The following is a 13671-nucleotide window of genomic DNA, read 5'->3' on the forward strand; positions in this document are numbered from 1 at the left end:
ATTAAATGACCATCTGTCTAATTAAATTTGAAGCCCGGCGTTTCGATGCTAGGAAGCGGCGATGAACGGGACGGGACAGCAGGGGGTGCGCAAGCGCGGGCGACCGGCGATCGGCGAGATGACGGTCGATGACGCGGCGTGCCTGAACGCCGCGCTGACCGCCTTTGCCGACAGAGGCTATGACGGCACCTCGGTGCGCGAGGTCGCGCGGACGCTGGGGGTCAGCCACGGGCTGCTCAACGCCAAATTCGGATCGAAACGGGCGCTATGGGAGGCGGCGGTGGGTTATGGCATGGATCGGCTCCACACGCATATGTCGAAGCTCGCGGACAACCGCGCGGGCGACGACGACATCGTCGGGCGGATGCGGCTCGCGTGCCGCAACTTCGTCGTCGGGCTGGCTGAGGTGCCCGCGATCATCCAGCTGATGAACGTCGAGGGGGCAACGTCCGGCGACCGGCTGGCCTTCATTGCCGATCGTTTCTTCCGCAGCAGGACCTGGCCGATCCAGAGCCTGCTTGAGGCGGGCCAGGCGCAGGGCCTGTTCCGGCCGGTCGCGGTCGCGGTGCCCTTCACCCTGCTGGCGCATGGCGCGGGGGCGCTGATCGCCTTGCGCCCGCTGGTCGAGGCGACGGGCGGGGAAGGGACGCCGCCGCCTTTCGACCATGCGATGGAGGCCGCCGAGCTGATCGTGCGCGGCTTGCTGGTCGACGGCGCGTCACGCGGCGCTTGACTTATTCATAACTCATTGGTTATGGAATAGGTCCATAGCCAGTGAGTTATCCGTTTCATGCCCGATCGCCAGAATATTCTGTTCAAGACCCTCGCCGATCCGACCCGGCGCGCGCTGTTCGAGCGGTTGTGCCGTGACGGCGAGCAGACCGTGGTGGCGCTGACCGCGCTGGCCGGGGTGTCGCAGCCCGCGGTGTCGAAGCATCTGGCGGTGCTGAAAGCCGCGGGGCTGGTCGTCGATCGGCCCGAGGGGCGGCTGACCCATTATAGCGCGCGGCGCAGCGCGCTGGCCCCGCTGGTCGACTGGACGAGCCGGATGGCGGGTTTCTGGGAGAGCCGGTTCGACAAGCTGGAAGATTTGCTGGCGAGGATGGATCAATGAGCACAAGCGACGTTCGCACCGTCGTGGTCGAGCGCGAGATCGCGCATCCACCCGAAAAATTGTGGCGCGCGCTGACCCGGCCGCATTTGATCGCCGAATGGCTGATGGCCAATGATTTCCTACCCGACGTCGGCCACCGCTTTCAGTTGCGCGGCGAGTGGGGCGGGGTGCTCGATTGCGAGGTGCTCGAGGTCGAGCCGGGCGAGACGCTCTCCTACACTTGGAATCACGCCAGTGCCGATGCGGCGTTCAACCTCGAAAGCGTGGTGACCTTCACGCTGACCCCGGTCGGCAAGGGCACCTTGCTGCGTATGGAGCAGACCGGTTTCCGGCCAGAGCAGAAGCAGGCGTTCGGCGGCGCACGCATGGGGTGGCAGCAATTTTTCGACAAGCTCGAGCAATTGCTCGAACGCCTCGATTGAAGGAGCGGCTCATGAATTTCAGCCAATTTATGCGGCAGGGCCATCGCTGGCTGTCGATCCTGTTCACGCTGACCGTGATAGCCAATTTCGCCGCGATGGCGATGGGAGCGCCGCCGATGTGGCTCGTCTATTTGCCGCTGCCGCCCTTGTTCCTGATGCTGGCAAGTGGGCTGTATCTCTTTGCCTTGCCATATGCCGCGCGGCGGCGGGTGAAAGGCTGAGCCATGGCGGGCAAGAAGGAGGTCGTGCTGCTGTCGGGCGGCAATCCGCAGATCGCCAAGGGCGACGGCGACGCGCCGGTGCAGGCCTATATCGCCGCGATGCCGGGGTGGAAAAGGGTGGCGGGGAAGAATCTCGACGCGCTGATCGAACGGACGGTGCCGGGGGTCGAGAAAGCGGTGCGCTGGAACTCGCCCTTTTACGGGGTGCCGGGGCAGGGGTGGTTCCTGTGCTTTCATTGCTTCAACCGCTACATCAAGCTGACCTGGTTTCGCGGCCAGCAACTCGACCCGGTGCCGCCGGTCGGCTCGAAGGACCCCGATGCGCGCTATTTCCATATCCATGAGGATGAGGCGATCGACGAGGCGTTGTTGGTGAGCTGGATCCGCCAGGCGGCGGCGCTGCCCGGCTGGATTTCGCATGCGAAGGACAAGGCAGGATGACCCCAGAGAGAACCCCGGCAGAGCTGATCGACGCGCGCATCGCCGAACTCGGCGACTGGCGCGGCGAGGTGCTGGCGAAGGTCAGGGCGCTGATCAAGGCGGCAATCCCCGACCTGGTCGAGGAATGGAAATGGCGCGGGGTGCCGACATGGTATGCGGGCGGCAAGATCGTGTGCACCGGCGAGACATATAAGGACAAGGTCAAGCTGACCTTTGCCAAAGGCGCGGCGCTGAGTGATCCGAAGGGACTGTTCAACGCGAGCCTGGATGGCAACGCTCGCCGCGCGATCGATTTCGGCGCGGGCGATCCGATCGACGAGGCGGGGCTGAAGGCGCTGTTCGCGGCGGCGGCGGCGCTCAACGCGGGCCCGGCGACGCGCTGACCAGCCGGGGCGCCGACCGCGAACGGGTGCTCGGCTAACGCAAGGCGAGGGCGCCGCCGCGGCACGTTTCGGTCCCCGAAAAGCGTTCGCCGCTGGCGGGTTCGAGGACGCTGCCGACGAAATCGATCTGCGTATCGGCAAGCGCGCTTTCGTCGGGGGGCCGGCGGGGTTCCGCTTTGAGCAACGCCAGCAGCATCGTCGCGCTTTCGCGTGACTGATTCCAGTCTGGCGTCGGCACGCGATCGATCGGGTCGGCCTTTGCGGCGTCGCGCATCAGTGCGATCAATTTGTGACGGGGGAAATTCGGGCCGAGCGCTCCGGAGAGCGCGGCGCGAAACAGCCGCTGCAAGGCGGTGAATTGTTCGGCCTTGCCGAGAATCCGCGCCGCCACGGGGTTGCCTTGGGCGAAGGCCATGGTGCGGTCGCCGACCCCCTTGGCAATGACGGGAAACTCCCAAGGCACTCCGCCAGCTTCCGGGCAGTCGCCGTCTTCGCACTCGACCTCGTTCTCGAAGGCGACCTGGAGCATGAAACGCAGCACCGGATCGCCGTCGGCTGACGCCTGGGTCGGCGTCAGACCGGCGACGGTCAACGGATAGGTGGCTTCGCGGACGCCGCTCCAAATCGCAAAAGGCTGCGGCGGCTTCGTCGTGAAGCTTTCGGCGACGCAGCGCATATACGCATCGCGTCCTTCGGCGGCCTTCGGTCGACATTGCTTCATCTGGCCCACGAGGTCCATGTCGAAGCGCTGGGTGTCGTGCGCGAACACCGACTGGGCGGCGTCGGATTGTCGCCAACTATCAGGAAAAGCATCGTTTATCGCTGCCGTGAACAACTGCGCTTCGGCGCCGTCGAACATCCCGAGTGCGCCGCGGTCGCCGGCGGCGGCGTTGTAGACGGCCAACTGGGTGTTCACCATATTCGACCAGAGCGACCGATCTGACCAGTCGCCGGTGGCGGTGTCGACGAAGCGATCGAGTTCGATCATGTGGCAACCGAGTTCGGTATCGACGAGGCTTGGATGCAGGTGAACGCGGAGGATTTTTGGCATCAGCGGCCCCGAGGTCATGGTCACCGTCGTCGGGCGCTCGTCGGCGGCATAGGCGAGCGCCTGCTGGACCGTCTCGCCGTCGAAGCGCCCGACATCGATTGTCCGGTCCGCGAGTTTGAGCGTCAGGGCGAGCGTGGCGCCGTCGACACGCCAGCCGATGTCACGAACGTCGAGGGGCGCGCCGGCGGTCGGATCGGCACCGATCAGGACCCCGCCAACGCGGACCGAACCGCGCAGCCTGGTGAAGCTGCGCGATGCCATGCGCGTGTTGCCGGGGCGGTCGCCGGACGCCGCGCTTCCGCCGCCACCGCCGCCAAAACCGCCACTGGCAGCCTCGGCGACCGCGGCAGGAAGTTCGGTCGTCGAGCCGTAAATTCGCGCAAGCGCGCGCCCAAGCGGTGATTCGGCATGTGCCTGTGCGCGTCCGGGAAAGAGATCCTCATAGGAACCGGCCGAGCCTTCAATCGCCCGCCGCAGGTCGTCGCCGCCGCTGACGACTGGACGCAGTTGCGACACGGCACGTTCGACACGCGTCGTGGCTTTCGGTGAATTCCTCTTCTCCAGACTGGGGTGAAGATCATCCGCCGTCGCGGCCACGCGTGCCATGTTGAGATCACCATCGACCACCGCGGCGCGCGCGCGCACGGCGTCGGCCTGCGTGAACAGAGCGGGGACGTTTCCACGGGCCTGAACGCGCGCCATCGCATCGGCGTAGCCACGGCCCGATTCGATATCGGCCAGAAACTCGGTCAATTTGACCTGCACCATGCGCGATGCGGGGTCCTGCAAGCCCTTGCGCGCCGCGTCGTCCGCTTGACCCGCGAAGAGCGCACGGTCGGCGGGATCGGGCAGCGCTGCGTCGAGCGAGGATGACAGCGTTTCCTCCAATACGGTCCCGAACATGTCGCCGAGCGTCGCGGGCTGTCGAAAAGACGCCATTCCGGCCGCAAGCCGTTGGCGAAAGGCGGGCGACGCCTCCGCCTTCGCCCGCATCCACCGTTCGATACGGTCGACGAGCGGGCTGCCCTGCGGCGCGGCCGCGTTGCGAGCGACAAAATCGCGAAACTCGCCATATTGTCGGCGCGCGCTTTCGGGCATGGCGTCGGCTTCGCCAAAGCCGACCCCCCGGATCGGGATCGCGCGCTCGGCCGCATTGGACGAGAATTGGCGCAAGATATTGTCGCGGATCGCGACTTCTTCGACCAGCAGGTCCACCCGTCGCGCCGTGGTCGCCGCAAGGTCCGGCTGAGCCCGCGCCACCGACGAACGCCAGTCGGACGAGGCGATAAGGGCGCGGGCGAACTGCTCGGCCGCCAGACGATAATTCGGTACCGGTGAACTGGCGGCCGGCAAGGCATCGGCCGGTTCCTGCACCGCGGCCCTGGCGATCTTTTTGAGGCTATCCTGAGCCGCTTGCTGCGATCGATAGACTTGAATGTCGTTGATCGAACCGAGCGTAGGGACAAGCCCGGCATTGGCGAGCACGGGCGAGCCGACCCCGATGACGAGGAGGCAGGCGGCCGCGATGCCGCCGCGTCTCAGCAACTTGTCCGACGCCGAGAGGCTTTTCTGCATGCCCTTGCTGAAAAGCCCGAGGCGCAACCGGGACCAGAAACCCTCTTTTGCCGGCGCGGGGTCGGCGATCGACACGTCGGACAGGTCGATCCGGCGATCGACATCGAGAAAGGCATATTGTGAAACCAACGCGTCGCGCAATTCGAGGAGTTGCTTCAACTTGGATTGCGCGCCCGCATCCGGGGTGCCGGCGAGGTCGGCGGCGAGCATGTCACAGGTCGCGATATTCTGTGCCAGCTTGTCCATGTCCGCGGTCGGCGGCAGGTCCGCTAGCGTCGCATTTTCCGCCAGCAGAACGTCGATCTGTCGCCGCCGCTCGGTTTCGAGCGTTTTGGTCAGATCGCCTTTCTTCATCCGCCACGCCCACCAGAATAGTCCCAGCAAGGCGATCCAGAAGATCGCGCCGCCGAGGAAGGTGCGTACCGGTTCGGTGAGCGCGTGGAGCCAGGCGACAAATCCGTAGCTGGCATCGAGCAGCCCGGCGCCGAAAACGGGGGCTATCAACGACAGGATGGTCAAGATCAGGAAGGCAATGCCAAAGACGATCAGGGCAATTTTCAGGAAGTCGGCGAGCGTCTTCGTCGCGGCGATCGTCCCCAATTTGGCAAATTTTCCGATATTCCCGCTGGTCTTCCAGCTCTTTTCCAGGGCGGGTGCGATGATAAAATGCAGCATAGAAAAAGATGCGGCGATGATGATTAGAGAAAACCAGAGTTTCATAAGCCCTTCCCCCAGTCAGGCGACTCGTGTTTCTACACTATCCCAATACGAAATATTCCCCGAAAAAACTATGCCGGACATGGATATTTGTTTCGTCAAATTGTGCAGTTTGTCGGTCTGCGGCGATTTTTGTCGTGGTGTCGATCCGGGCGAGGGGGCGACGCCCGCACCGACACGGGCAGAGGAAATCGCCATGTCGCGGAGAGTACACCGTAACATCCTTGCGGTGACGCCATGGCAGCGCGACAAGCCGTCGGCCAGCGCGGTTCCCCCGCCGCCTGAACCAGAGAAAATGCCCCATGCTCCCGATCCGGAAACGCCAGCCGGTGCCCGCTCGCACCGCGCCCCCGCCCGACCGACGCCGGTCGTTGGTCGATCCGGAGGGGCCACCCGTCGATGAAGCATAGAATGCTTCCCTTTTACGGCGATGGAATAGCATAGATTTTCAAGGGCATCGCCGCGCCTGCGCGCCGCGACCGGCCCGCCAGTGGAGATGCCATAGCCGTTTGATCCTGTCCGCCCGGTGGTGCGTGCGACCCGTCGCGCATGCCGCCCCTTCGATCCCCCCACGAAGGTTTTGCCCCTTTGAAGCTCCCCCAGCAGAATCCGAAAGGCCGCGATGGCGGCTGCGACTGCCTGCCGCGCCCTGCCGCCAAGGCTCCCGATGCCGCGCCGCCGCCCGTCGAAGCGAGCGCGGCGACGACCTATGTGCTGCGCTATGAGGACCGGTGGTTCGGGATGGAAAAGCGTGTCGCGTTCGAGGCGCCCGATGTCGCGGCGGCGCTGGCGATGATGGAGCATGAGCCGATCGGCGGCTGGGCCGAGCTGTCGCTGGACGGCGAGATCGTCTGCCGTCGCGGCGGCGAGCCGGGTGGCGCCGCCGATTATTGGGTCGCGGATTAGCGCGCCGGTCAGAGCGACTTGCCCATGCGGATCAGCGGCACGGTGACCCCGTCGGGTCCCGGCGCCGCGACATGCTCGATCGGGGTATAGCCGCAAGCACGGTAGAGCGGTTCGCCCGACAGCGTCGCCATCATTTCGGCGCGGGCAAAGCCGGCGGCGCGGGCGGCGTCTTCGCACAGCGCCATGACCAGGCGGCCGACGCCCCGCCTTGCGAAATCGGGGTGGGTGTACATGGCGCGGATACGCGCGGCGTCGGTGGCCGGGTCGAGCAGTGCGGGGTCGCGCAGGTCCTTGCTGTGATCGCCGCCATAGAGGGTGGCGCGCCGCGACCAGCCGCCGCAGCCGGCGATCGCGCCGTCGGCATCCTCGATCACGAAATAGGTCGCGTCGGCGATCAGCTGGGTGTCGAGGCCCATCACCGCGTTGCTCGCGGCGATCTGTTCGGGGGTGAGGAAGCCCTTTTGCAGTTCGGCGATGGCGAGGGCCATGACGGTGCGGAGAGCATCGAGGTCGGCAGGGGTGGCCAGACGGCTGGTAAAGGGGCGGTGGGTGAACATGGGCTCGCCATGCCGCGCCCGCCGCGCCTGCGTCAACCGCCCGGTCAGTAGCCGCCGGGTGCGCCGGGCGCGCGGTAGAAGCGGTGGCGCGCGACCTCGCCGTCGATCAGATGTTTCTTGAGCTTGCGGCGCATCTGGTCGGCGCCGTCGGGCGAGACGCAGACGAGGCGGGTGCCGCCGTTCGGCAACGGCTCGATCGCGCTGATCGCGACGCCCGCGGTGCGGCACATGTCGGTGACCCCGGCTTCGTCTAGCGTGACGTTCATGGCGCGGCTCATGCCGCGTCCGCCGGCGCGGTCCAGGCGCGGATGACCCCGGCGACGCGGGCATAACCCTCGGCGCTGGCGGTGGCGATGGCGAGCGGGCGGCCGCCGAGCGCGTCATGGTCGCTGTTGAGGAAGGCGATGGCGGGATCGCGCCCGCCCATCTGGAGATAGGCGAGCTGGCTGATGTCGCCCTGGCGCCGCGCGTCGGCGGACGGCAGCGGGGTGCCGCGCTTGCGGAAAGGACTGTTGGTGCGGCGCGTGACGGCGGGGCTGGCGGGCGGCTGGTCCATGGGACGGCTCCTGTCGGTAAGCGGGAGCGCACGCCTGTCTCTCAGTCGCGGCGGCTTACGGAAAGGCGTGCCGCGATGGAAGAGATATGGGGATGCGGGGGCGCGATTGTAAGGTGCGGGGCGGGCGGCTTTTCGGTGGGGAGCGGACGCCTCCATCATCGTCATCCCGGGCTTGACCCGGGACCCGCCTTCTTGCGGCGCCGGATCAAAGACAAGGCAGGCCCCGGGTCAAGCCCGGGGTGACGGGAAATGGAACGTCGCGTTTCGCCCGAACACAGCCCTTCAGGTCTCAACGCTTTCGCGTCTTCGCGTCTTTGCGCGAAACATCCTGTTCTTTCGTCTTTTCCGTGTCGTTCGCCGGCGTCGGCAGGCCGAAGAAGGCGCGGCGGGCGGCTTCGCCGGCGGTGCGCAGCGGGGCGGTTTCGGCGGCGCGTGCGGCTTCCATCGCCTCCTCTTCGTCGGTGTCGAGGGTGCGTTCATAGGTCTCGTCGCCGAACTGGCCTTCCTCGATACCGAGAAAGTCTTCGGGCGGCGGGAAGTTGGTGCGCCATTCGCCGCGTTCGTCGTCGTGCCAGACGGTCATCTCGGCGGCTTCCTTCTCGGGGGTCTGTTCGACGTCGACGTCGTCGTCGAAATCGTCGGAAAACTGCGCAACTTCATCCGCGATCGCACTGCCGCGCCACAGCGCCGCGAGCGGGTTGGCCCGGTTGTCGCGGCCGGCGAGCCAGAGCGCGAGGGCGGCGGCCATGCCTTCCGCCCGGTCGGCGTCGGGGCTGTCGGGGGTGGTTTCGGACGCGTCCCCGGCGGCGGTGGTGGTGCGCGCGGTTTCGGCGGCGTCGAACAGCGACAGGAAGCCCGTCCAGTCGCCGGCGATGACCTGCGCCAGCATCTCCTCGCCGGCGCGGGCGCGGGTTTCGACCATGCGGTCGAGCCGCGCGAGCATCGCGAGGCCGAGGCGCGCGTCGGTGCGGCGGCGCTTGACGAAGCTGCGGTCCTCTTCGCGCAGGATGGTGGTCGTCTCCTCATGCCCCCAGATCGCGCGGTCGAGCAGTTCGTCGGCGAGGCGGCCCCGCGCGATCAGCACCGCCGCCGCCCAGCCGAGCCGGAACGCCGCGCCCGCGGGCCGCTGCTTGAGCTGGTACGCGGCGGCGGGCGACATGCCGACGCGCGCCGCCGAGATCGTTACCGAGCCGGTGGTGGCGACATGCTCGAGAAAGTCGCGCTGGAGCCGTAGCGTCCAGTGATAGCTGGCGGGGGCCGGGATGTCGGCGGGGTTGTGGGCAAGGTTTTCCATCGAGTCGCTCCTGTGGTTAGGTGAAACTGATAGAATGAACCATATCGGTGTTTTTTAGGAAAGGGGTTTTTGAGTGTGGGGGGGCGGATTTGCACCGCCCCTCGCGTTCTCTCAGCCCGACCTTGGGCATTCGGATCTTCTTGTTGATAGCGTGGTTGCTCGTCCCAACTAGGCCCACAGAACCGCGAGAGCTTCCATACCAGTTTTGAACGCAGCTTTCATAGACGCCTCCATTTTTGCATCGATATTGAAATACAATTCAATGCAGGCCCAGAGAACGAACAACCACGCTCCAACATCTCCAATCGTAAAACCCAAAGTCACCAACGCTGAACTCGGATTGACTTGGATTATAGCAGCTCCCCTACCACTTGGGGAGGGGCCTCAAACGAGAGGCCAATTGCTCGCAACAGATTGGGCTACCCAAGACTCGTGAATCTAACAGTCCTTGCCGGATAACCTATCATTCTGGTGCCGCGGATTTTGCTGCCTTCGCAGCGCGTCGGCGTTGGGTGCTCTCAGCCTTTTTTATCACATTTTTGGCCGCCGTAGCGCCGTCACCGTCGAGCGCGTCGCGCTTGATGACCTCGTTAGCCAGGATTACCCGGAGATCGGCGTCTGTCACCTTTAGGCCGTCAAAAATTCGCCGAAACTCCTTTCTGATCGAGCCGATCACGGCGTCGGATAACAACGTCGCAGCGATGACGTAGCGATTCACAATCTGCGCCTGCCGATGGAATGCGTCCAATGTTTCGCTGTTGATGCTTTCGCGGCAAAGCATGAAGAGTTTTGCGATGTCGTCGGCTGATCTGGTGATCTGCGAGAAATCGAAGCAAAGCACCTCCTCCCATTCGATGGGCTGGGCGAATTTGATCCGATAGATTTTCCAGACGATAGCGTTCGACAGGATGACCCATTCGATGCCCTGGTGGGCGCCGTAGTTGACGGCTTGGCGAAGGTGGTTGTCGTTCAGCGTCGTGCCTGCTGACTTCACTTCGCATAGATACTGGATTTTGCCTTCGACCTTTATGGCAAGGTCGCAGAACGTCCCCCTGATCTGCTGCTCGCTCGTCACCTCGACATATTTGTCATAGCCAAATATGTCGTTGAGCATGTCCTTGATGACAGTGACGGTGTCCGCCTCCGAAATATCGCGGGCGACAAGCTTGCGAACAATCGGCTGGTATTTCTTGATGCCTGCGAGAAGACGGTCTTGAACCTTCTTCGGGATTTTTACTGCGACCGACATAGTTCCCTCCCAACTCCGACGTGCAGAATTGGGAGGCTAGGACGACAAGCAAATTCAGTCCAGCTAATGTTGGGTGATTGTTGCGCGGTCGCATCGCCCCTCCACCACTCGCTTCGCGAGCGGTCCCCCTCCCCATCGCTTCGCGACAGGGAGGATTTGTTTGGTCCGGGGTGGCGCGGGTTTGGGTTTCTGACTTCCTCCCTGTGCCGTAGGCATGGGGAGGGGGACCGACGCCGCAGGCGTTGGTGGAGGGGCGGCGGCGCCGGCGTTTTTGCCCCTCCGTCAGCGCTTCGCGCTGCCACCTCCCCATGGCCTTCGGCCACAGGGAGGATTGGGGAGGAGGCTTGGGTGCGGCAGACTTCTAAAGCCACCGTCAAGAAGGCGCGGGGGTTGCGGCGGGTTATGTCGTCGCCCGAGGTGCTGTTGTGGCAGCGGTTGCGCGGGCGGCCGGGTGGGGCGAAGTTTCGGCGGCAGCATCCGGTGGGGGCCTATGTGGCGGATTTTTATGCGCCCGATGCGCGGATGATTGTCGAGGTCGATGGGTTGGCGCATGATTTTCGGGTGGAGCATGACGCGGTGCGCGACGACTGGTTGCGCGGGCAGGGGTTTGTGGTGGTTCGGGTGGCGGCTGCGGATGTGTTGCGGGACGTGGATGGGGTTGTGGCGGGGGTGGTTGCGCTGGTGACGTTGCGTTGAGGCGAAGGGGCGGCGCTATCGCCCCTCCACCACCGCTTCGCGGCGGTCCCCCTCCCCATGCCTTCGGCACAGGGAGGATTTTTGAGGACGGCGCCAAATCCTCCCTGTCGCGAAGCGAAAGGGAGCGGGCCTCGAGGCGGTAGAGGGGCCGGGTGCTTCGCTCAGCGAATCCGGATCCACTGATCCTCGATACCCACGCGGTTGTACTGGACGTTGGTCAGGTGGGTGCTCCGGACCTTGATCGCGCAGATCGCCGCGAATTCGGCGTCGACCGCGGGCTGGTCGAGCAGCGGCGCCTTGCTGCTGGCGAACAGCGCGTCGGTGCCGTTCATGACGATCGTCAGCGAGGCGAGATGGACCTCCAGCCCGGCCTTTTCGGCGCGGTCGATCAGGGCGGCGATCTCCTTTTCTGACGCGCCCGTCACGACGAAATGATAGGCGGCGGTGACACCTTGCGGACCGAAGTCGGCGACGACGGGCGCTTTGCGGCCGGGGCAGGCGTCCACAAATTTGAGCGGCCCGGGGCCGCGTTCGGGTTCCCACGGCTTGGCGCAACCGGTCAGGGCAAGGCCCGCTGCGATCAGGATGGCGATGGTGCATTGGCGCATGGCAATTCTCCCCCGGAGAGCGGAAGATCGCATGGCGTGCTTTTCAATTGCTTAAGGCGCGGGTGCCCCTCCACCACCCTTCGGGCGGTCCCCCTCCCCATCGCTTCGCGACAGGGAGGATTGGCGTGCCCAAATCCTCCCTGTGCCGGAGGCATGGGGAGGGGGACCACGCAGTGGTGGAGGGGCAGCGACCTCTCGGGTTACGCGCCGTTGGCCGCCGACAAGATCGCCCGAACACTCGCCGTCGCGACGTCGGTGTCGAGGCCGCAGCCGAACAGGCTTTTCCCGTCCGCCGTCCGGCACTCCACATAGGCCGCCGCCTGCACATTGCTGCCCTGGCCGATCGCATGCTCGCTGTAATCGACGATGTCCATGATCGGGCCGCCGCTTTCGCTGAGCGCCGCGATGACGCTCGACATCAGGCCGTTGCCGCGGCCGCTGACGGTGCGCGGGGTGCCTTCGATGGTCAGCTTGCCGGCGAAGATGCGGTCGGTTCCGGCATGGCTTTCGGACCAGTCGACGAGCTGAAAGCGCTTGTCCTCGACCGTCAGATAGGCGGTTTCGAAGGCGCCCCAGATGTCCTCGGCGCCGAGTTCGCGGCTCGTCTCGTCGGCGAGCGCCTGGACGATGTGGCTGAAGCTCGCCTGCATCTTCTTGGGCAGTTTCAGCCCCTTGTCCTGTTCGAGCACCCAGGCGACGCCGCCCTTGCCCGACTGGCTGTTGACGCGGATTACCGCTTCATAGCTGCGGCCGAGGTCGGCGGGATCGATGGGCAGATAGGGGACGTGCCAGCGTTCGTCATTCTGGCGTTCGCGCGCGGCGAAGCCCTTCTTGATCGCGTCCTGATGGCTGCCCGAGAAAGCGGTGTAGACCAGCTCGCCGCCATAGGGGTGGCGCGGGTGGACGGGGAGTTGGTTGCAATATTCGACCGTCGCGATGACCTCGTCGATGTTCGAGAAGTCGAGTTCGGGGTCGATGCCCTGCGTGTACATGTTGAGCGCGATGGTGACGAGGCACGAGTTGCCGGTGCGCTCGCCATTGCCGAACAGGCAGCCCTCGACGCGGTCGGCGCCGGCGAGCAGGCCGAGTTCGGCCGCCGCGACGCCGGTGCCGCGGTCGTTGTGGGTGTGCAGGCTGATCAGCGCGCGGCCGCGGTTCGGCAAATTCTTGGCGAAATATTCGATCTGGTCGGCGTAGATATTGGGGGTCGCCGCCTCGACCGTCGCGGGCAGGTTGAGGATGATCGGGTTTTCGGCGGTGGGCTGGAGGATGTCCATCACCGCGGCGCAACATTCGATGCTGAAATCGAGCTCGGCGGTCGAGAATGTTTCGGGGCTGTATTCGAAGCGCCAATTGGTCTGCGGCAGGCGCGCGGCATTGTCGCGCAGCTGCTTCGCACCCTCGATCGCGATTTGTTTGATCTCGGGCATTTCCAAACCGAAGACGATCTGGCGCCAGGCGGGGCTGACCGCATTATAGACATGGACGATCGCGGTCTTCGCGCCGGCGAGGCTGTCGAAGCTGGTGCGGATGAGGTCGGCGCGGCTTTGGGTCAGCACCTGCGGGGTGACGTCGTCGGGGATACGGCCATTGCGCACGAGGCCCGAGATGAAGTCGAACTCGGTGGCGCCGGCGCTGGGGAAGCCGACTTCGATTTCCTTGAGGCCGACGCGAACGAGCAGGTCGAAGAAACGCGCTTTCTTTTCGGCATCCATCGGGTCGATCAGCGCCTGATTGCCGTCGCGCATGTCGGTCGACAGCCAGATCGGCGCTTTGGTGGTGACGCGGCTGGGCCAGTCGCGGGTCGCCAGGGGAACCTGCGGGAAAGCGGTATATTTGACCGAAGGGTCGCGGAGCATGGTCATGGGTCTGGGTTCTTCT

The 13671-nt window shown here is 65.1% G+C and carries 16 protein-coding genes; 8 read left to right on the forward strand and 8 right to left on the reverse strand.

Annotated elements, in window-relative coordinates; all coding sequences use genetic code 11:
* The first annotated feature begins 61 nt into the window (after positions 1-61).
* Genes AC07U1_RS17455 through AC07U1_RS17480 form a run of 6 tightly spaced genes read left to right on the forward strand, consistent with a single transcriptional unit; the run spans position 62 to position 2581 of the window.
* Entirely contained in the window at positions 62-733 is a 672-nt protein-coding gene (locus tag AC07U1_RS17455; protein WP_495178160.1) for a TetR/AcrR family transcriptional regulator, read from the forward strand.
* 57 nt (positions 734-790) lie between these two features.
* Complete coding sequence (locus tag AC07U1_RS17460; RefSeq protein WP_492740256.1) at positions 791-1114, forward strand: ArsR/SmtB family transcription factor; 324 nt, start codon at positions 791-793, stop codon at positions 1112-1114.
* The gene (locus tag AC07U1_RS17465; protein ID WP_495178159.1) at positions 1111-1536 is read left to right on the forward strand and encodes an SRPBCC family protein; all 426 of its coding nucleotides are present in this window, start codon (positions 1111-1113) and stop codon (positions 1534-1536) included. The genes AC07U1_RS17460 and AC07U1_RS17465 overlap by 4 nt, the downstream gene beginning before the upstream one ends.
* Before the next feature lie 11 nt (positions 1537-1547).
* Complete coding sequence (locus AC07U1_RS17470) at positions 1548-1757, forward strand: hypothetical protein (RefSeq protein WP_187139470.1); 210 nt, start codon at positions 1548-1550, stop codon at positions 1755-1757.
* A 3-nt stretch (positions 1758-1760) separates the two neighbouring features.
* On the forward strand, positions 1761-2198 hold the full coding sequence (locus tag AC07U1_RS17475; protein WP_495178158.1) for a DUF1801 domain-containing protein: 438 nt from the start codon (positions 1761-1763) through the stop codon (positions 2196-2198).
* A complete protein-coding gene (locus AC07U1_RS17480; RefSeq protein ID WP_495178157.1) occupies positions 2195-2581 on the forward strand; it encodes a DUF1801 domain-containing protein in 387 nt (128 codons plus the stop codon). The genes AC07U1_RS17475 and AC07U1_RS17480 overlap by 4 nt, the downstream gene beginning before the upstream one ends.
* A gap of 34 nt (positions 2582-2615) precedes the next feature.
* Here the strand turns inward: AC07U1_RS17480 and AC07U1_RS17485 are convergent, their stop codons facing one another.
* Complete coding sequence (locus AC07U1_RS17485; RefSeq protein ID WP_495178156.1) at positions 2616-5882, reverse strand: hypothetical protein; 3267 nt, start codon at positions 5880-5882, stop codon at positions 2616-2618.
* A gap of 630 nt (positions 5883-6512) precedes the next feature.
* Here AC07U1_RS17485 and AC07U1_RS17490 point away from each other — a divergent pair.
* Positions 6513-6830: a hypothetical protein gene (locus tag AC07U1_RS17490; protein WP_495178155.1), complete on the forward strand. Its 318-nt coding sequence runs from the start codon at positions 6513-6515 to the stop codon at positions 6828-6830.
* An 8-nt stretch (positions 6831-6838) separates the two neighbouring features.
* Here the strand turns inward: AC07U1_RS17490 and AC07U1_RS17495 are convergent, their stop codons facing one another.
* The 5 genes from AC07U1_RS17495 to AC07U1_RS17515 form a co-directional block, all read right to left on the reverse strand.
* The gene (locus AC07U1_RS17495) at positions 6839-7387 is read right to left on the reverse strand and encodes a GNAT family N-acetyltransferase (protein ID WP_495178154.1); all 549 of its coding nucleotides are present in this window, start codon (positions 7385-7387) and stop codon (positions 6839-6841) included.
* 44 nt (positions 7388-7431) lie between these two features.
* Positions 7432-7653, reverse strand: coding sequence for a hypothetical protein (locus AC07U1_RS17500; protein WP_495178153.1), 222 nt, complete (start codon positions 7651-7653; stop codon positions 7432-7434).
* Between the two features lie 8 nt (positions 7654-7661).
* Positions 7662-7943 carry a hypothetical protein gene (locus tag AC07U1_RS17505; protein ID WP_495178152.1) on the reverse strand — a complete coding sequence of 94 codons (282 nt, stop codon included), beginning with the start codon at positions 7941-7943 and terminating at the stop codon, positions 7662-7664.
* 289 nt (positions 7944-8232) lie between these two features.
* On the reverse strand, positions 8233-9237 hold the full coding sequence (locus tag AC07U1_RS17510; protein WP_495178151.1) for a hypothetical protein: 1005 nt from the start codon (positions 9235-9237) through the stop codon (positions 8233-8235).
* Positions 9238-9700: 463 nt separating this feature from the next.
* The gene (locus AC07U1_RS17515; protein ID WP_495178150.1) at positions 9701-10486 is read right to left on the reverse strand and encodes a hypothetical protein; all 786 of its coding nucleotides are present in this window, start codon (positions 10484-10486) and stop codon (positions 9701-9703) included.
* Between the two features lie 348 nt (positions 10487-10834).
* Here AC07U1_RS17515 and AC07U1_RS17520 point away from each other — a divergent pair, with 348 nt between their 5' ends.
* Positions 10835-11182, forward strand: a complete 348-nt coding sequence (locus AC07U1_RS17520) for an endonuclease domain-containing protein (protein ID WP_495178149.1) — start codon at positions 10835-10837, stop codon at positions 11180-11182.
* A 161-nt stretch (positions 11183-11343) separates the two neighbouring features.
* On the opposite strand, the gene AC07U1_RS17525 is transcribed toward AC07U1_RS17520, so the two are convergent.
* Together AC07U1_RS17525 and leuA are read right to left on the reverse strand one after the other, a co-directional pair.
* Positions 11344-11790 carry a hypothetical protein gene (locus AC07U1_RS17525; RefSeq protein WP_495178148.1) on the reverse strand — a complete coding sequence of 149 codons (447 nt, stop codon included), beginning with the start codon at positions 11788-11790 and terminating at the stop codon, positions 11344-11346.
* 200 nt (positions 11791-11990) lie between these two features.
* The gene (gene leuA, locus AC07U1_RS17530) at positions 11991-13655 is read right to left on the reverse strand and encodes a 2-isopropylmalate synthase (RefSeq protein WP_495178147.1); all 1665 of its coding nucleotides are present in this window, start codon (positions 13653-13655) and stop codon (positions 11991-11993) included.
* Positions 13656-13671 lie beyond the last annotated feature (16 nt).

This window comes from Sphingopyxis sp. GW821-FHT02C12, assembly GCF_059421785.1.